Origin of the sequence: Paenibacillus sp. PL91 (genome assembly GCF_012935325.2) — a bacterium.
In the GTDB taxonomy this organism is placed as follows: Bacteria; Bacillota; Bacilli; order Paenibacillales; family Paenibacillaceae; genus Pristimantibacillus.
This window is the reverse complement of sequence record NZ_JABBYG020000009.1, coordinates 48,601-66,714: the sequence shown is the minus strand read 5'-3', so window position 1 is coordinate 66,714 and position 18,114 is coordinate 48,601. Positions and strand designations below refer to the sequence as shown.

Genomic DNA, 18,114 nt, shown 5'->3' with positions numbered 1-18,114 from the left:
CACCGTCCTCATGAAACAGCAGTCTGCTTTTTCCATATTCTCGCCTGTATCTCCTGTCCTTCTTCACGACCACAGCTGCTCTGCCCCTCTCATCTTGAATCCTCTGTAAGGCACAACCTTAAATCATGGCTTCCTCACTTCTGTTGCGTCTTTGTAGGGAGCCAGCGCTTGACCTGCCTGAGACCTTGCCTGGCCTGCTCCGCCTGTCCGATTGGCAAACTTCGTTGTATAATAGCGGACAAGATCAACGCTCCGTATAAACTCTACCGGATCAACAACGGCGGCAGTCGATACCGACATTGGCTCTCTCCGCAACCAGCTTTTCTCAACAGATCGATTAGATAATGGCGACTTCAGCTTTACCTCGATCTCTCTCTTTAAGGCGCCGCCCGAATAGCTGATCTGGCCTTCGTATGCAAGACCCGCTTGTCCGATCCACCTTACCGCCTGCTCCAATTTTCGCAGGGGTAATGCTGCCTCAGCTTCGCCTGCCCTAGCTAGAGGAATCGCGACTGCTGCTGCATGCTTCTCTCCGCCCAGTCCGAACAAGCGGCCAAGCATCTCATCCTCGCCTATCCGCCAGTACAAGCCGTCATACTTAGACTCTGTAAGCATCCCGCTCCTTGCCTCGCGAAAGCTGTTATCCCAACCAAATGCGGCACGTTCCGCGGATGCCGAAGCCGCATAATACAGAACCACCTTCTGATACATGTACATGCCGAACAGGATAAAAAGCAAGATAAGCCCAAGAAGCATTGGAAAAACGATAGTCGACTCTAACGTAAAGCTGCCTTGCTCCTTCTTCAGCCATTGAAGCAGCCGCGCCTTCATCCTTGTCCCGCTCACAAGCATCACCCGCTAACTAAAAATTTTGTCCGCTTCGTCATCCGCTTTGCCCATTAGCCTTTCAATCAGCTCAATAATCCAATCCTTGAACAGCAGCGCAATAATGATGACGACCGCAATAATCAAAATAATTTCCAATGTGCCAAGACCTTCTTCCTCCGACCAGAACGACCGCACTGCTTGACCTAGATTTTTCATTTTTTTATCTTCCTCTCTGTTTTTTGGTTGATTAAGACATAAGCAGAACTGCTGGTGCAGCTACTAAAACCATGAGCACAAGCAATATGCCTACGAGGGGGAACACCAGCTTGGACGATGCTTCCTCTCCACGCGATCTCGCGATTGCCTTTCGCTTCTCCCACAGTGAATAGGACAGCTCACGCAGAGCGAGCACAAAGTGCTCCCCGCCTCGCCGATAATTCAGGAGCAGCACTGTCGTGAAAATCGATACTTCCTGAACGGAACAGCGTCGATTAAATCTCTCAATCGCCGCACTGAAGGCTTGACCATTCCGAAGCGAAATCACCGCAGCACCCCATTCTTTATAAAGCGGGTGCTCCTTGGGATCCTTCCCTTCCAGACATCTTGTTAATGCTTGCTGTACGGTTTCCCCTGCACCTACCAGCAGCATCAGCTTGCTCAGCATATCCGGAAGCTCGGAGATCATCTGCTGCTTACGCCGCTCTACGCGCCTCCCTGCTTCTACGAATGGGCGCAACGTCAGCACAATGCCGAATACGGCACCCATCGCTAGCAGCACAGGCTCTTGACCGAGCACGCTGAGCCATGCGCAAACCGTTAGGGACGCATAGCCTGTACCGAATGCAGCTGCCGCTTCTGCCTTCGTTCGCTCTATCGTCCAATCGCTTTCCATCAATACAAGCAGCTTCATATGGTAGCTGCTTATCGGCAGCTGCAGGGAATCGAACAAGCGGAGCCGCTCAAGCAGGCGCATAAATGGATGGATTAAGCAAAGCTGCTTCAGATACTGCTCCGCTTGATTTTCATTCCGCTTCCTGCTCGTAAGGCGAAGCCAAATCGAACGCAGTGCCGCTCCTCCAGCCAAGTAAAGCCATATTGCGGTAAAAGCAACAGCGGCAAAGGCTGCAGCCATTCTCCTCCCTCCCATCATCTACATCTGAATGTTCATTATTTTGGCCATCACCCAGAAGCAGGTCATTAAAAGCAGCAGCGCTGCTGTTAGCAATAAATAACCGATTCCTCCATATAAGGGAGCCATATAATCGGGGGCAGCGAGGCCAAGAAAAGCAAGAAAAACAAAAGGCACCGCCATCATAATTCGTCCTTCGAACCTTTTCTGAGCGATCATGACAGCAATCTCCTGCTCAATTCCGAGCTTTTCCCCGATAATAACGGAGGTTCGTTTCATCACCTCCAATAGATCCCCGCCCGAGCGTTTGCAAGCTGCCAAAGCATCAACAAACTGTGTGATCTCATCGATACCCGCACGATCTGCAAAGTTGCGAAGCGCATACTCAAGCGGCTCAGCGTTCTCCAATCGGAAGCGGACGATCTGGAACTCAACCAATAGCTCAGTACGCGGATCTAGATAAAGCAGCAACAAATCGTCAAGCGTGGATAAAAATGCATTTTCAAGCGAGCGACCTGCCGCAAGGGAGGAGGTAAGGGAAAACAATGCCTCCTTAAATTGCAGCTTCAATCGCTCTTTACGCTGCTGCAGCAGCGTTCTGCGTCTAAACCTAGGGGCAATTATCCCAAAACCAGAAAGCGCAATTGAAACGAAAATCGAATGATAAAATAAATATGCTGCTCCAAGGATCAGCAGCGCTCCGGCTATTGCAGCGACGATAAACTGCTTGCGGGTCAAGTGGTACTGCCTATAATCCGTTAAAGATCTGCCAGCCCTGATATGCGCCATTGCAGCGCTACTCTCCCAGCCGCACCATTCAAAGGCTCGCTGCAAGCGTCTTCCTTGCAAACGCGGCGGGCTATTTAATGCACTCGCTCCTCTAGGGCTGTTCATATCGCCATTCCTCCCTTTTTGCTCTTACCAGCCATCATCAGCTTGTCCATTTGCACGAGTGGATTGGCTGTTCTCTTTAGCTTGCCTGCCACCTGACCGTTACGTTCCCCCTCCTCCTCATAGAGGAAAAGCGGATTAAGCAGCACTTCGCCTGCCTCTATGCCTACGACCTCGCAAATTTCTGTTACTCTCCGCGTTCGATCCCGGAACCTTGAGATATGAATCACAATATCGATTGCGGATGCAATTTGCTGGCGGATCACCTGCACAGGCAATTCCGCCGCACTAAGCGCCATCGTCTCAAGGCGTGCCATCATATCCTTTGCCCCATTACTGTGGCCCGTAGACATGCTTCCGGAATGGCCAGTGTTAAGGGCTTGCAGCATATCCAGCGCCTCTCCGCCTCGCACCTCGCCAACGATAATTCGGTTGGGACGCATCCTTAGAGATGCGCGAATGAGGTCACGAATCGTTATTTCGCCTTTGCCCTCTGTATTGGCATTCCGCGTCTCCATCGAGACCAAATTCGGAACGGTACGTATTTGCAGCTCCGCGGAATCTTCAATGGTCACGATTCGCTCATCCGCTCCGATAAACTGCGACAACGCATTTAGAAAGGTTGTCTTGCCTGTTCCTGTACCGCCGCTTATGAAGATGTTGTATTGCGATGCAATCATCACTTTCAAAAATGATGCAGCCTCGTCTGATATGGAACCTAACGAAACAAGCTGTTCCATCGTAAGCGGCTGCTCAGGAAACTTTCGAATCGTCATGCATGGCCCCTTCAGCGCAACTGGCGGGAGCACGACATGTACCCTTGAACCGTCCTTCAACCGAGCGTCAACGATGGGAGAAGACTCATTAACGACACGGTTCACGCTGGCTACGACCGTCTGAATCAAGTCCTCCAGCCGTTCTCTGCTCTCGAACGAAACTGGCAGCAGCGTCATCTGCCCCCTACGTTCAACAAAGATTTCAGCATGATGGTTGATCATGATTTCGCTGATAGACGGGTCCTCCATCAAAGGCTGCAAAATATCAAGCCCTCTGAATGAATGGAACAGCCTGCGTACCAGCTGCACCTTCCCTGACGCTGTAAGCGGATGGCTCTCGCACCATTCGAATACGATTTCTTCCGCTATTCTCATCAGGCTGTCATCAGACAGCGCGCCGCTGAAATCGATTTTCGCCCGTACCTTGTCGCGCAGCGCAAGCACCTTCTCCTCGCTCAGCATCAGTCCTCTCCACCTTCCGGGCTAAGCTGCCTGAACAGCTTGGCTACCGCTGCCCGGTATTGCGGAGATGAGAGCAGCGCTGCACTGCTTGTACCCCTCCACTGCGAAATTTCCGGAAGCTGAACCTGAGCAAAGGCTAAACCATGCATTTCTCCGCTAGTGTGAATCTCAGCCTGTGCGGCATGATTTTTTACATGGATGAATTTAGAGGATATTCGGTTAAAACGATTTCCCCACTTCTGTACCCCGTAGCGGAGGGCCATTGCATGTTTATTCCGCACCGATGCCTCCTCATTCAACACCCAAAGCACCTGATTCGACCTTTCGAAAACGGCGGCATGCAGCTCCTCCAAGCCGCTCTCCAAATCGATAACGATAAGATCGTATTGCCCGCTTCGGACGATAACGTCCACTAAGCCTAAAGCATCATCCTCGCTTAGCGTCATTCGATCCTCCATATTCGTACAAGCCGCCAAATAATCTGCCTGCAGCAGTGAGTCACGTTTCCGATGCTCCAGAAGCCAATTCACCGCTTGATCCGGCTGAGACTTGAGGCCATACAAGAACTCAGACAAGCCTTCGCCTTGTACCCCCGCTTCGTTGCCCCCATCCCCATTACGCCGTGATCCAAGCCAGCTCTCTGACGTATTCCACCTCTCAAGGTTCAGGTAAAATGTTCGGCAGCGGTGCGTGCTTGCAGCATGTGCCAAGTGAAGCGCCAAAGCGGTCTTCCCTGTCCCGCCTGCCGCCGAGTAAACCGAAATAACTCTCACGCCTGCAGCTGATTCAATGGCTCCTCCTGTAAGGGCAGGAAGGACGGCGGTGCGGGCATGTATCTCTACTAATCGCTGCTGCAGCAGCGGCAGCGGCTGATATTGATGCAGCTCATTCTCGCTGTTGCTTTCTCCCAGCTTCAATACGAGCGCGACAATAGGGATACTTGGCAGCTCATTCTTCATCTCGTCAATCAGCTCGGGCTGTGCGGCCAGCAGGTCAATTTTGTAGCCCTGCTTCATATACCGCCTGCATGCATCCGCGCTTGTGAACGCGGTAACCTGCCATTGCTCGCCAAGCTTGCTGTCGCGGATATAATCAGCCAAGCGCCTCAAGTATTCTTGCTCTCTCACTGCAACTGCCAGCTGATATTTACTCAACCTCTTCCCTCCTTTTCGGTCAAGAAAACACAAAAAAAGCACCATAGAAGGCGCAGATAGCTGCGGCCTTTTACGGTGCTTCCGTGTTAACTCATTAACTTTGTATAAAATTTACCATAATCTGATTCCATCCGTCAACCTAGCAATTTACTTCTGTTTGCCCCAGTCGCTTAAAAACTTTTCAATACCGATATCGGTAAGCGGGTGCTTCCAAAGCGATGGCAGAAGCGAGCCTGGAATGGTCGCAATATGCGCCCCAGCGATAGCGGCCTGCTCTAGATGCCCGATATGGCGGATGCTTGCGACAATGATTTCGGTTGAATATCCATAGTTGCGAATAATGGTATTCAAATCACGAACCAGCTTCAAGCCTTCTACGCCGATATCATCCAGTCTACCAACGAATGGACTAATAAAGGTGGCGCCGGCTTTTGCCGCCATCAGTCCCTGCGCTGCGGAGAACACAAGCGTTACGTTCGTTTGAATGCCTTTCTCCGAAAGAGCGTGCGCCGCGTACAGCCCGTCCTCCGTCAAAGGCAGCTTTATGACGACGTTTGGAGCCCATTCTGCAATTTCAAATGCTTCCTTCAGCATATCATCGGCACTTGTGCCGATCACCTCAGCGCTGACAGGACCGGATACGATGCTGCAAATTTCTTGGATGACTTGTTTAAAATCGCGTCCCTCCTTCGCAATGAGCGAAGGGTTAGTCGTAACCCCATCAACGAGTCCAAGCTTGGCAATCCGTTTAATTTCATCTACGTTTGCTGTATCCAAGAAAAATTTCATGTCCGGTCATCTCCTTTTCCTATTGGAAAAATAGTTTGATTTCCCGTTCTGCGCTCTCGGGCGAGTCTGACCCATGGATGATATTGCTAGCTACATCGATTGCAAAGTCTCCGCGAATCGTCCCCGAAAGCGCGTCTGACGGATTCGTCGCGCCAATTAGCGCTCTCGCGTTTTTGACAGCATCCTTGCCTTCCCAGATCATGGCGAATATTGGGCCCGAAACAATGAAATCGACCAACTCGTCAAAAAACACCTTAGAGCGCAAATGCTCATAATGGTGCTCGGCATGCTCTCTTGATAGTTGCATGACCTTTGCATCTACAAGTGTAAAGCCCTTTTCTTCAAATCGACTAACAACACGACCAACCAAACCTCGAGCATATCCATCCGGCTTCACCATTACAAACGTTCTATCCATTAAGATTCCCCCTTGTCTCTATCGGTATAGCCATTTATTTGTTAAGCCATTCAGTTATAATTCCGGCTGTTTCCTCAATTGCGCGATTTGTGACATCAATTACGGGACAATTCAATGATTCCATGACGGCTTTCGCATAATCCAGCTCCTCTTGAATCCGCTCTGTCGTCGCATATTGCGCAGATGCAGGAAGCCCTAGCGTCTTCAGCCGCTCAGAACGAATTTCAAGCAGATGCTCTGCTTGCATCGTAAGTCCAATGATCAGCCGTCCAGGAGCAGGCTTTAATTCCTCGGGCGGGTTAACCTCCGGCATAAGCGGCAGGTTGGCTGTCTTAATGCCTTTGTGTGACAAAAATATGCTGAGTGGCGTCTTCGACGTCCGCGATACGCCAATTAATACGACCTGCGCCTGTACAAAGCCTCGCGCATCCTTGCCGTCATCGTATTTGACCGCAAACTCAATGGCATCCATCCGGCGATGATAGGCATCGTCAATGGAATGAAGCAGACCAGGCTGCCGCTTCGGAAAGGTGCCGAACGTGTCCACATAAGCCTGCATCATCGGCCCCATCACATCTACTGCTCGAACGCCGGCTCTAAGCGACTCTTCCTTCATAAGCTCTCGAAGCTCCGGCTGTACGAGCGTGTAGCTGATGAAGCCTCCTGTGCTGAGCGCTTCGGCTATGATGCGCAATATCTCATCCTCGGACTTGATATGCCCGTAGCGCTTAATTTTTACATGCTCCGATGCAAATTGACGCAAGGTTGCCTTGGCTACCGCTTCCGCCGTTTCGCCGACAGCATCGGAGCATACATAAATGATTTGCTGTTTCATAACTCTGGCTCCCCCAATTCCCCATCCATCGCGATGTCCGCCATCAGACGTATAATGTTCGACTTCGATACCCAGCCGGTTACTTCCGGATCTGCCGCTTGCTCCTCGCGAGGAACAATGACTGGCAGACAATCCACCTGATGGAGCGACATTTTGCGTATCGCCTCCATTACGGATTCATCGGGCATAAGCGTCACAATATTCGGATAGCGGGTCATCACCATACTGACGGGTATGGATGCAGCACCAGCGTTACCAAGCGTTATTTTCAGCAAATCCTTAGGAGTTACGATTCCAACGAACCGCTTCTGTTCATTCACGACTATAAGGGTATCTGCATTCTCGGTGAACAACGTAATGACGGCATCATGCACCGACAATGAATCAGGCACGTTGACAGGAACCCCTTGTACCTCTCTTACCTTCATATTGTTGAATTGCTGCAAAGGCTCGCTGCTTGAACGATAGGTGTTGCCGAGGAAATAACCGACCTTTGGCTTCGCATCAAGCAAACCAAGCATGACGAGAAGCGATAAATCCGAGCGCAGCGTCGGTCTGCTGACACCTAGATATTCCGCTAGCTGTTCACCGGTAATCGGCGCATGCCTCTTCACGAGCTCAAGAAGCTCCAATTGCCGTGATGATAACTGAATCGTACTCTCCTCCAATCTGTATATGAGTCATATTTGTTTGATATAGTACCATTATTCGATAAATAATATATCATATTAACGTATAACGCACAATAAATAGTAGCCTTACTCCGCGAATATTACTTTGTACAACGCTTGAGTCCCGCTGTTTTCTTCGCCAAGCGCAATCACCTGCTCGTATAAGGAGCGTGCCAGCGCTAATCCAGGCAAGGGCAATCCGAGCTCATCAGCCGACTCTATCGCGATTTTAATATCTTTCATAAAATGCTTTACGTAAAACCCCGGGGCAAAATCTCCGTTTATGATGCGTGGACCGAGATTAGACAACGACCAGCTGCCCGCCGCGCCAGCTTCAATGCTCTTCAGCACCTTGCTTGGCTCCAGACCCGCACGACTCGCATATGCGAGCGCTTCGCTTACCCCTATCATATTGGAGGCGATCGCAATTTGATTGCACATTTTAGTAAATTGGCCAGCTCCCGCAGCGCCCTGGTGCACAATATTTTTGCCCATAAGCTGAAACAGCGGCAACACCGCTTCAAAGGCTTCCTCCGAACCGCCGACCATAATCGAAAGCCTAGCTTCCTTTGCCCCTATATCTCCGCCAGAGATGGGTGCATCAAGCGCCGCGAGTCCTCTATTTCTAGCTTCCAGTTCAATGCGCTTAGCTAGGGATGGACTTGAGGTCGTCATATCTATGAGCAGACTATTAGGCCTTGCATGCTGCAATAAGCCCGAAGCTCCTAAATACACCTCTTCAACATCGGAAGGATAGCCAAGCATCGTAATGATGACATCCGATTGCTCGGCTACCGCCTTAGGCGTCTCCTGCCACACGGCACCTTTTGAAACTAAGAGATCTGCTCTTGACCGCGTGCGATTATATACATTTACTTTAAACCCTGCTGCGAGCAAATGACCCGCCATACTCTCTCCCATAATGCCTGTCCCAATAAATCCGATAACGCTCTCCTGATTGATTGCATATTCTGTCAATTTCATTCCGCCTCTCTATGAATGGTTATTCTTATTATAATATTGCGTGAAAAAAAATAGCCAGAGACAAGGGTTCTTGCACTTGTCTCCGGCTGTCCGGTCGGTGTAATGAATAAACGATTCCTTGCTGAGCGAGCCACAAAAACGGTTCTGACTGCTCTACTTATTACTTTACATTATTCGTTAGTCATGGCGATAAACTGCTCCACGTCAACTGCAGTCAAAGCAACCGCATCGCGCCAGAAATCGATTTTCTCCACATTCACGCCAAGATGCTCCTGCGCAAGCTGCTCGACGCTCATCCGGCCGGTATCTCGCAGCAAGGCAACATACTGATTTTTGAACTCCGGGCCTTCCTTCAATGCTTTTGCATATATGCCTGCACTGAACAAATAGCCGAATGTATAAGGGAAGTTATAGAAAGGGACGTCCGTAAAGTAGAAATGCAGCTTGGATGCCCAAAAATGAGGATGAACCTCGTCGAGCAAATCGCAATAAGCTTCTCGCTGGGCCTCTTCCATCAACGTGTTAAGCTCCTCTACACTCACCAAACCTTCCTTGCGGCGAGCATAGAACCGTGTTTCGAATAAGAAACGAGCATGAATATTCATAAAGAAAGCGACTGAGCGCTGAATTTTGTCCTCAAGCAGCCCAAGCTTCTCCTCGTGTTCAACCGCTGCTTGAAACGCGCGGTCGGATACGATTAGCTCTGCAAATGTAGATGCCGTCTCTGCCACATTCATCGCATACTCCTGCGACAAGGCAGGCAAGTCGTTCATTACATGCTGGTGATAAGCATGCCCAAGCTCATGCGCCAGCGTAGAGACGTTGGAGGCTGTGCCCGAAAAAGTCATGAAAATACGGGTTTGTCCGCTCTTCGGAAACGACGTACAAAAGCCGCCAGGGCGCTTACCGGGACGATCCTCCGCTTCGATCCAGCCCTCGCGGAACGCAAGCTCCGAGAAGTCAGCCAGCTCAGGACTAAACGTTCGGAATTGTTCTACAATAAAAGCAGCTGCCTCGTCGTATGGAATCGTCTTCGTCGCAGAGCCGATCGGCGCCTCCACATCATGCCAGTCAAGCTTGTCGATGCCAAGCAGCTTTGCTTTTCGCTGTAGATAGGTTACAAGCACCTGCTTGCCCTCTTGAATCGCATCCCACATCGCTTGCAGCGTTGCCTCGCTCATCCGATTCATTTGCAAAGGATCCTGCAGCACAGATTCCCAGCCGCGTTTCTCATACAGCTTCAAGCGAAATCCGGAAATCCGATTTAGCGTCTCGGCGCATAAGTCGGCCTGCTCCGACCACTCGCGCTCCCATTCTGCGAATGCCGCTTGGCGAACCTCGCGATCTCCATCGGATAGACGGTTATGCATTTGACCAGCGGATAAAATATGCTTCTCGCCGTCCTTGCCGATATCGGTAAATTTCGCTCGCGACACGATGACATTATAATAGTCGCCCCAGCCGTGATAACCGTCTACAGCCAAATCTTCGACTAATGCCTCAAGCTCCGGAGCCATCTTCTTCTTCGCAAGCTCCCGGCGTTCGTTTAGGTTAAAAGCGACCTCGGCTAGCAGCTCGTTCGCAAGCATTGCGGACCATTCGTTGTCATCAAAGCCGCGCAGTCTGTTATCGAAGCGAGTCAGCACGCCAAGAAACTTCGCAGCTAACGTTTTCACATTATCATTTCGCGCGCTGGCTGATGAGTCTCGGATGTTTTGAGCGAGTAAACAGGAAACAAATGACTCCGACTGCCTGAGCCGGATTAAAACGCTTTGCAGCAGCTCCGTCATCGCCGCGATGTCTGAAACAGCCGTGCCCTCATCTGTTGACAACGCAGCATCCAGCTTTGCAATATCCTCTTCAATGCCCTTTAGCTCCTGCAGGAAAGCAGCCGAGCTTGAGCCTCCCTCATATAAAACGTCTAAATCCCAGCTTTGCGGATATCCCTTATTCATCTGCTTCCATCCTCTCCTCCATAAAAAAGCCAAGAAGCGGCCGCGTTTTATTTGCGCAAACCTTCTCGGCGGTGTATAACTTAATTATATCCAGATTGGAGGAATTACACCATGTCTAAACCGTTGCAAATTTCGGCCGATACAGCGATCAAGCTTTCTGAGCAGCTTGGCGTGCCGATCGAGCATTTGATGCATATGCCTCGTCACATTTTGCTGCAGAAGCTGGCCGAGCTCGCTAAGAGCGACACGCCTGCGGCACCCGATAGCGATCAGAAATCATGATTCCTTTCGAAAAAGCATGGCCTTATGACATTCTAATGGGTGATCTTTACGTATCAAACTGTCCCTTCTGCCAAGCGGAAAATGTGCTGCTCCCCGTAAAGCCAGCTGAGCTTCAGGATATTCAAGACGGCATGAAACGGTTGCTCGTATTTCCGTGCTGCCACAATAAAGTGACTCTTGTTGACGCGGACCGGGATTACCTGCTGACGGACCGTGTCCTTCGCCAAAAAAAACGCTAAGCCGAAGTAGAGATCGTTTGCTCAGGCATAGCCATACTATCGATGAGAGATGTGTCGCCGGGTGCATTCTTGCGTCCGGCTTCCGTTTCCTCGCGGATAAGCTGCCATTGCTCGCGGCAAGCGCGAATCATTGCGGCATCGACGATTTTCTTGTCATTCACAACACGAGAGAACCACCGTATAGCCTCGTTCAACTCTCCAATACGACGATTCAGCTCTCCAATCAAATACATCAGCTTTGCGTTGTTAAGCGAAACGCCCTCAGCCTCATAAACTCGTATGTATGCCTGCAAGGCAAAACGGAGAAATCTTTTTTCATCATTTTGATTCGCTTCATACCGGTACAGCCAAGCAATGTGATGCAAAATTCCGGCAATAACACGGTCCTTCTCGCCTATCGCTTGCGCAGAGAGAAGCGCTAGCTTGTAGCTTGCCATCGCCATATTTGCGCCGCGCTCGCCGCCATACTCTTGCTTTTGCCAGCGCAACCCGATTTTATCTTGATATTGCTTTTTTTGTTGATCGTTTAACCGGCCCATACCGTTCTCAGTCGATGCAAAGCCGCAATTTGGACAAACCCTGACGACATAAAAATCAGGATTCACCTCCGATTTATAATAACCGCAAAAATCAGTATCCGTCTTCGACGCTCTTTTGAAGCTAGGTCTGACCCGCGATGTCATAAATGTATTTTCACAGCAGATGCATTCGATTTTTGATTGGTATAGTGGTTCCATAAACGATCACGTCTCCTCTTCAGATGTGTTGACAAAATGATGTGCTGGTCCGGATAGTCTTTCGATAACGATTATTTGAAGCTCTTCATCAATTCCAATCTCTTTCAGTGCTTCGCGCATGCAGTCAAGCCATGCGTTTGCACGCTCAGGCGTAATCGGGAAGGGCAAATGTCTAGCTCGCATCATCGGATGTCCATACTCGTCGGAGTATAGCGAAGGGCCTCCAAAGAACTGGGTCAAAAATAAATATTGCTTCTCTATGACGGGATCAATGTCTTGTGGGAACAATGGACCAATTAATGGATGAGCTTGTACCTTTGGATAGAAAGATTCAACAATTAGTCTTAAAGTCTCAGCCCCGCCTAGTGCTTCATAAAGGCTTATATTCCTATTCATCGTCAAAACCACCTCCATTTTGTAGGTATTTAGTATTATATCATATAAAATATTTCGCAGGAAACAAAAAAAAGCCCGCATCGCATTCATGCGGACCTTGTCATTTAGAACTACTGCCCATTAACTCTCATAGTCTTCTTCCCCAGGTGCTGTAAGAGATTCTCGAATGACATAGACGAAAGCACATACCAAGATGCCAGCGATTATACTCATACCCATCACTCCAACCATTCAAAGGTAATTCTATTGTACCATAAAAAAATGAGGAATCCAGCTTTTTGGAAGCGTTTTCTTTGTCATTGTCATTTATTTTTAATTTCGGTCAAGTGATGGATGTCCACATTGAGGCATATACGTGTAGGAGGGGTTTGTACAATATCATAAATTTGCATCATCATATGCCATTTTAACTATAGGAGGAGGCGGCCTTATTGCTGCGCTCGTTCGTCCATCCGTTATCCATTACCGCCTTTGGCGCTCTTCTTATCGTGCTTCTAATGACCGTCTTTCCTACGGAAACGCTGCATTCCTCCTTGCGCGGACTCTCTATCTGGTGGCAGGTGCTTTTTCCGGCATTGTTTCCTTTCTTCGTCATCTCGGAGCTGCTGCTCGGCATTGGCATCGTGCACTTCTTCGGCAAACTGCTTGATCCGTTAATGAGGCCTTTGTTTCGGCTTCCCGGCATCGGCGGCTTCGTAGTAACAATGGGCTATATTTCCGGCTACCCGGTAGGGGCAAGGCTGACCGCTCAGCTATGGGAGCAAAGGCTTGTCAATCGCGCGGAGGGTGAGCGGCTGGTCGCGTTTACTACGACATCTGATCCTATTTTCCTAATCGGAGCGGTATCGATCGGCTTTTTCCAAAATGTAGCATTAGCGCCTTTATTAGCCGCAGCCCACTATGGCGGAGGATTGATTATCGGCCTCCTTATGCGCTACCACGACCGTCATGCGCTGCCGTCCTCTGCTGAAAAAAACATCGATATCGCTGGTGGAGCTGGAAAACGCCGGCCTTCGCGAATAGCCGAGGCACTTAAAGCGATGCATGAAGCCCGCTTGCTGGACGGGCGCGGACTCGGTAGGCTGCTTCAAGATTCCGTCCAATCGGCGCTTCGGCTAATGATTGTCGTTGGCGGTCTAGTCGTCTTTTTTTCCGTCGTAATGGAGATGCTTACGCATGCCGGTATCGTGGAAGCCATGGCTGAAGCGCTCCGTTATTTATTTCACGCAATCGGTCTGCCCAAGCCGCTGGCAGATGCAGTCATATACGGCTTGTTCGAGGTAACGCTGGGCGCCCGCGCAGCCGGTACAGCAGGCACCGGTCTTATGCACCAAGCCGCGATTGCTGCCTGGGTGCTGTCATGGGGCGGCATATCGGTGCATGCTCAAATCGCCAGCCTGCTGAGCAGAACGGATTTGCGTTACCGTCCCTTACTGCTCGCCAGGCTGCTGCATGGTTTTATTGCAATGGCCCTCGTTTACTTGCTGTGGGGCTGGATTGGCCCTTAATTCGCCACAATCCTTTACGACAGCGCCGCGACTCATTGAATTTAAAGGCAATTTCCTTTATCATCTTAAGTACTATGGAGATCGGAAGGAGATTTACCTTTGAAGTATGCGGTTATTGATCGAGGCGATGCTTTATCCAAATCGTTAGCGGAGAAATTTCATACCTTAGCTGCGGAACGCGGCTTCACTCGAAATGATGAAGCACCAGAAATCGTCATTTCTATTGGCGGAGACGGAACGCTGCTGCAGGCCTTTCATAAATATGTCGATCAAATTACGAATGTTGCTTTTGTCGGCGTTCATACCGGCCATCTTGGCTTCTACGCCGATTGGCAGGCAGACGAGCTAGATGAGCTTGTCGCTATGATGGCTGAGGAGACGCCAAGAATAGTGAGATACCCGCTCGCTGAGATTGAGCTTGAGACGCCGACAGAATCCCGTCATTACTTATCTTTAAATGAATTTACGCTCAAAGGTGTCGACGGAACGCTGGTTGCGCAAATCAACATTAATGACGAGATGTTCGAAATGTTCCGCGGTGACGGTATCGTTATCTCTACTCCTTCGGGAAGCACTGCATATAACAAAAGCTTGGGTGGCGCCATCGTCCATCCTTCCATTGAATCGCTGCAAATCGCGGAAATCGCATCGATTAACAATCGCGTATACCGCACGCTTGGCTCTTCAGTATTGCTGCCGCAGCATCATCATTGCGATATCATTTCCAAAAAAGAGCAGCGGCTTCAGCTGGCTATCGACCATATCAGCATCATGCGCAGCGATATTCGCTCGATCCGCTGCAGCGTATCGAGCCGTAAGGTGAGCTTCGCCCGGTATCGTCCCTTCCCATTCTGGAATCGGGTTCGCGAGGCATTCCTTGGCTACGACGTGCGGTAACAAACTCGTTGACGTCCTTGCACGCCACTCCCCCCAAAAAAAAGACACGCCAGCGCCAATTACAGGCGCTCCGTGTCTTTTTTGTTTGGCTTATTCGCTTCGGCGGATGCGGCAGCGGTTTCGCTGGCTGCAAGCCGGAACGGTTTCTTTCCGCGATTGTCGTTGCCCTTAAAGCCGCCCTTGCGCTGCTGTTGTTGTTCACGCTTCCCGCCGACTTGCTGTTCAACGCCGTTTCGGACTTCACCAGCATTTGAGCTGTCGCTGCCGCCCTTATTTTCGTTGTTGCTGCGGTTGGAGCTTCTATGGCGATTTTCTCGGTTGTGGGCGTGATTCCGATTAGGTCTCTCATGCGATGGTGCTGAAATGGCTTCCTTCGCGCTCGCAACCTCATCATCATCTGCATCCATGCCCTCGGAAACCTCTACTAAACCAGCCGCTGCTGCAAGAAGGTCCGCAGCTTCGATACGAGGCCGTTGATCGTCAGCGTCCAAATCATAATCGTCTGGCTCACGCTTCGTGCTTTGCGTTTTTTCGAGAATAAAATAAGCGCAGCCAAAATTGCAATATTCGTTGATGTAATCCGGCATCCCGGAGAGATTGCTCTCCTTCGTCGCCTTCTGGTGATTATCGCGGAAAAAGCCCTTCAATCTAAGCTGGCTATAGCCCCAGTCTCCAACGATAAAATCGTAACGCTCTAGCACTTCGCTGTATCGATCACGAAAAGCTTCAGGATTCCAGCCGTTTCGATTCTCTTGAACAATTTCGTAAGATTTTCCGCCGATATGAATTAATGCCATGTTCTCCACCTCATCTTGAGCGTCAGTTACATGCTGCTCGAGCAAGCACCGGAGGAAAGCTCCCGGTTCAATCCCGTTTCTACGGTATCTGCAGCAATCGCTGCGTGTGCCGAATCGGTCTGCTCATGCGCATGGTAAGAGCTGCGTACTAGCGGTGCGGATTCTACGTGTCTAAATCCGCGCTTCAGCCCTTCTTCTTTTAATTTTGCGAATTCATCTGGGTGGACATAACGTACGATCGGCAAATGATTAGGCGTCGGCTGCAAATATTGACCTAATGTCAATATATTCACATCGTTGGCGCGAAGATCATCCATCGTTTGCAAAATTTCATCCCATTCCTCGCCCACGCCAAGCATGATGCTCGATTTGGTTGGAATTTTCGGTTTCATTTCTTTGGCACGCTTAAGAAGCTCCATCGTACGGCTGTATTTCGCTTTTGCGCGAACGCGATCCGAAAGTCTCTCCACCGTTTCTACGTTATGATTCAGTATGTCCGGATTAGCATCCATGACAATTTGCAGCGCATCTTTATTGCCTAGGAAATCGGGAATAAGCACCTCGACACGGCAAAACGGCATCCGTTTGCGAATAGCGTGTACCGTTGCGGCAAATATAGAAGCTCCGCCATCCTTAAGATCATCGCGCGCTACCGAGGTAACTACGCAGTGCTGCAGGCCCATTTGCTCGGCAGCTTCCGCAACGCGTTCCGGTTCGTCCAAATCAAGCTCTGTCGGCATTCCTGTCTTAACCGCGCAGAACCGGCACGCACGCGTACAAATATCGCCCAAAATCATAAAGGTAGCCGTGCGATTAGCCCAGCACTCATAGATGTTTGGACAACGCGCTTCCTCGCAAACGGTATGTAACGTCTTGGAGCGCATCATATTTTTAATTTCGGCAAAGTTGCCGTCTGTCGCTAATTTTATACGTAGCCAATCCGGCTTTGGAAGTGTTTCTCGTTGTTTCATGGGGTTTACCTGCTTTCACGTTCATTTATAAATCGTAAACTCATGGGGTTATTATAACATGTTTCGAATAAAAATAGCACTTTCTCGGGTTTTCGTTTCCTTTCGATCACATTATCATTTTCCTCGTAACCACATGTAACAATAAAATCCGAATGAAGCAGCTAAAAGAATCATGAATAAAAAAGAAACGTTGCGTTAATCACTCAAAACTGACCATTCAACGTCTAAAACACACAGAACGAATAAAAACCAATGTTTTGCAAAACATAACGTCATATCCGTCATGCTTTTGGAAGGGTGAGACGTTTGAAACTGACTATTTCTATTGTCGCAGCCATAACCGCTGCTTCCCTGCTCATTGTCTTCCCCGGCGGCCAGGCAAAAGCATCATCTGCTGTTAAACGGCAGACCGAGGCGGCAAATGAGCAAGCAGCAGCGGCCGAGCCCGATCCTCTTCCGGCAAGGAGAGGCTTGTACGAAAAATTAAGCCTGTTTACTGAAATTCCATGGAACTGGATTGCGGCAATCGATCAATACGAACGGTCCATGTCTAAGGTACGTCCCAAAGCTCGTCCGATGCTTGGCAGCACTGTAGGCGTATTTATTGACCAGGAGCGGTGGGTAGGTCCGCTTAATCCGAATACAGATGACAGCTCTCCTGCCTCCATTCGCTTCTTTAACGGTATTGGGCGAGATGGCGACGGCAATGGGCACGCGGAACGAACGAGCGACGTAGATCTGCTTTACTCGCTCGTAAGCCGTGTTGCAGCTTATGGAACGACTGAGGATGACTTTGCAATCGGACTTTGGGAATATTACCAAAATAATCGATCCGTTCAGCGCATTCAGCAATTTGCCCGCATTTATGCTGCATTCGGTCGGCTTGACCTGTTCGAGCACGCCTTTCCCGTGCCGGTAGGCACTAACTATGCCTACAACAGCACCTGGGGGACCGGGCGAAGCTGGGGCGGCAGGAGAACGCATGAGGGCACCGATATTTTCGCTAGCCACGGACTGCCTGTTCGAAGCACCTGCTACGGCATCGTTGAAGTAAAGGGCTGGAATCCTTACGGAGGCTGGCGCATCGGCATTCGCGATCTGAACAACTTTTACCATTATTACGCCCATCTATCCGGCTATGATAAAACGGTCAACATCGGCGATGTCGTCAAGCCCGGTCAGGTCGTAGGCTGGGTTGGCAGCTCCGGGTATGGCAAGCCGGGTACGTCGGGCAAATTCCCCCCGCACCTGCATTATGGCGTATATAGCGACCGAGGTCTTATTGAGTGGTCGTTTGACCCGTATCCCATGCTGCGCCGGTGGGAGCAAGCAGAGCGCAAACGAATTCGGGCCGGCAAATAAACAAGCAAACGATTTTACAAAAAAACGACTTTA

Annotated in this window: 21 protein-coding genes; 5 read left to right on the top strand and 16 right to left on the bottom strand. The window is 50.0% G+C overall.

The window, feature by feature from the left end:
- Nucleotides 1-123: 123 nt before the first annotated feature.
- From HI950_RS20465 to HI950_RS20410, 12 genes are all read right to left on the bottom strand, one after another.
- On the bottom strand, nt 124-846 hold the full coding sequence (locus HI950_RS20465) for a TadE/TadG family type IV pilus assembly protein (RefSeq protein ID WP_169086505.1): 723 nt from the start codon (nt 844-846) through the stop codon (nt 124-126).
- 12 nt (nt 847-858) lie between these two features.
- Nucleotides 859-1,044, bottom strand: a complete 186-nt coding sequence (locus HI950_RS20460) for a Flp1 family type IVb pilin (RefSeq protein WP_169086507.1) — start codon at nt 1,042-1,044, stop codon at nt 859-861.
- Between the two features lie 31 nt (nt 1,045-1,075).
- Nucleotides 1,076-1,960: a type II secretion system F family protein gene (locus HI950_RS20455; RefSeq protein WP_169086509.1), complete on the bottom strand. Its 885-nt coding sequence runs from the start codon at nt 1,958-1,960 to the stop codon at nt 1,076-1,078.
- A gap of 18 nt (nt 1,961-1,978) precedes the next feature.
- Nucleotides 1,979-2,851, bottom strand: coding sequence for a type II secretion system F family protein (locus HI950_RS20450; RefSeq protein ID WP_169086511.1), 873 nt, complete (start codon nt 2,849-2,851; stop codon nt 1,979-1,981).
- Nucleotides 2,848-4,083: a TadA family conjugal transfer-associated ATPase gene (locus tag HI950_RS20445; RefSeq protein ID WP_169086647.1), complete on the bottom strand. Its 1,236-nt coding sequence runs from the start codon at nt 4,081-4,083 to the stop codon at nt 2,848-2,850. Before HI950_RS20445 ends, HI950_RS20450 begins: the two co-directional genes overlap by 4 nt.
- A gap of 2 nt (nt 4,084-4,085) precedes the next feature.
- Nucleotides 4,086-5,240, bottom strand: a complete 1,155-nt coding sequence (locus HI950_RS20440) for a P-loop NTPase family protein (protein WP_169086513.1) — start codon at nt 5,238-5,240, stop codon at nt 4,086-4,088.
- Between the two features lie 147 nt (nt 5,241-5,387).
- Nucleotides 5,388-6,029: a fructose-6-phosphate aldolase gene (gene fsa / locus HI950_RS20435; protein ID WP_169086515.1), complete on the bottom strand. Its 642-nt coding sequence runs from the start codon at nt 6,027-6,029 to the stop codon at nt 5,388-5,390.
- 19 nt (nt 6,030-6,048) lie between these two features.
- Complete coding sequence (gene ndk, locus HI950_RS20430; protein WP_169086517.1) at nt 6,049-6,447, bottom strand: nucleoside-diphosphate kinase; 399 nt, start codon at nt 6,445-6,447, stop codon at nt 6,049-6,051.
- Between the two features lie 34 nt (nt 6,448-6,481).
- Nucleotides 6,482-7,282, bottom strand: coding sequence for a pyruvate, water dikinase regulatory protein (locus HI950_RS20425; protein ID WP_169086519.1), 801 nt, complete (start codon nt 7,280-7,282; stop codon nt 6,482-6,484).
- Nucleotides 7,279-7,914 carry a CBS domain-containing protein gene (locus tag HI950_RS20420; RefSeq protein ID WP_169086649.1) on the bottom strand — a complete coding sequence of 212 codons (636 nt, stop codon included), beginning with the start codon at nt 7,912-7,914 and terminating at the stop codon, nt 7,279-7,281. The genes HI950_RS20425 and HI950_RS20420 overlap by 4 nt, the downstream gene beginning before the upstream one ends.
- Nucleotides 7,915-8,040: 126 nt before the next feature.
- Entirely contained in the window at nt 8,041-8,916 is an 876-nt protein-coding gene (locus tag HI950_RS20415) for an NAD(P)-dependent oxidoreductase (protein ID WP_411268117.1), read from the bottom strand.
- A 191-nt stretch (nt 8,917-9,107) separates the two neighbouring features.
- A complete protein-coding gene (locus HI950_RS20410; RefSeq protein ID WP_169086523.1) occupies nt 9,108-10,892 on the bottom strand; it encodes a M3 family oligoendopeptidase in 1,785 nt (594 codons plus the stop codon).
- A gap of 111 nt (nt 10,893-11,003) precedes the next feature.
- Here HI950_RS20410 and HI950_RS20405 point away from each other — a divergent pair, with 111 nt between their 5' ends.
- On the top strand, nt 11,004-11,174 hold the full coding sequence (locus tag HI950_RS20405) for a YycC family protein (RefSeq protein ID WP_169086525.1): 171 nt from the start codon (nt 11,004-11,006) through the stop codon (nt 11,172-11,174).
- A complete protein-coding gene (locus HI950_RS20400; RefSeq protein ID WP_169086527.1) occupies nt 11,171-11,413 on the top strand; it encodes a hypothetical protein in 243 nt (80 codons plus the stop codon). The genes HI950_RS20405 and HI950_RS20400 overlap by 4 nt, the downstream gene beginning before the upstream one ends.
- Here HI950_RS20400 and HI950_RS20395 read toward each other — a convergent pair.
- Together HI950_RS20395 and HI950_RS20390 are read right to left on the bottom strand one after the other, a co-directional pair.
- A complete protein-coding gene (locus HI950_RS20395) occupies nt 11,410-12,150 on the bottom strand; it encodes a DUF2225 domain-containing protein (RefSeq protein ID WP_169086529.1) in 741 nt (246 codons plus the stop codon). The two genes, HI950_RS20400 and HI950_RS20395, sit on opposite strands and share 4 nt — an antisense overlap.
- Nucleotides 12,151-12,156: 6 nt before the next feature.
- On the bottom strand, nt 12,157-12,546 hold the full coding sequence (locus HI950_RS20390) for a globin domain-containing protein (protein ID WP_169086531.1): 390 nt from the start codon (nt 12,544-12,546) through the stop codon (nt 12,157-12,159).
- A gap of 431 nt (nt 12,547-12,977) precedes the next feature.
- On the opposite strand from HI950_RS20390, the gene ylbJ reads away from it, so the two are divergent.
- Together ylbJ and HI950_RS20380 are read left to right on the top strand one after the other, a co-directional pair.
- Nucleotides 12,978-14,054, top strand: coding sequence for a sporulation integral membrane protein YlbJ (gene ylbJ, locus HI950_RS20385; RefSeq protein ID WP_169086533.1), 1,077 nt, complete (start codon nt 12,978-12,980; stop codon nt 14,052-14,054).
- Nucleotides 14,055-14,153: 99 nt separating this feature from the next.
- Nucleotides 14,154-14,951: an NAD kinase gene (locus tag HI950_RS20380; protein WP_169086535.1), complete on the top strand. Its 798-nt coding sequence runs from the start codon at nt 14,154-14,156 to the stop codon at nt 14,949-14,951.
- A gap of 59 nt (nt 14,952-15,010) precedes the next feature.
- Here HI950_RS20380 and HI950_RS20375 read toward each other — a convergent pair whose 3' ends face one another.
- Entirely contained in the window at nt 15,011-15,748 is a 738-nt protein-coding gene (locus HI950_RS20375; RefSeq protein ID WP_169086537.1) for a YutD family protein, read from the bottom strand.
- A gap of 26 nt (nt 15,749-15,774) precedes the next feature.
- A complete protein-coding gene (gene lipA, locus HI950_RS20370; protein WP_169086539.1) occupies nt 15,775-16,719 on the bottom strand; it encodes a lipoyl synthase in 945 nt (314 codons plus the stop codon).
- Between the two features lie 306 nt (nt 16,720-17,025).
- On the opposite strand from lipA, the gene HI950_RS20365 reads away from it, so the two are divergent.
- Entirely contained in the window at nt 17,026-18,081 is a 1,056-nt protein-coding gene (locus tag HI950_RS20365) for a M23 family metallopeptidase (protein WP_223285405.1), read from the top strand.
- Nucleotides 18,082-18,114: the final 33 nt, after the last annotated feature.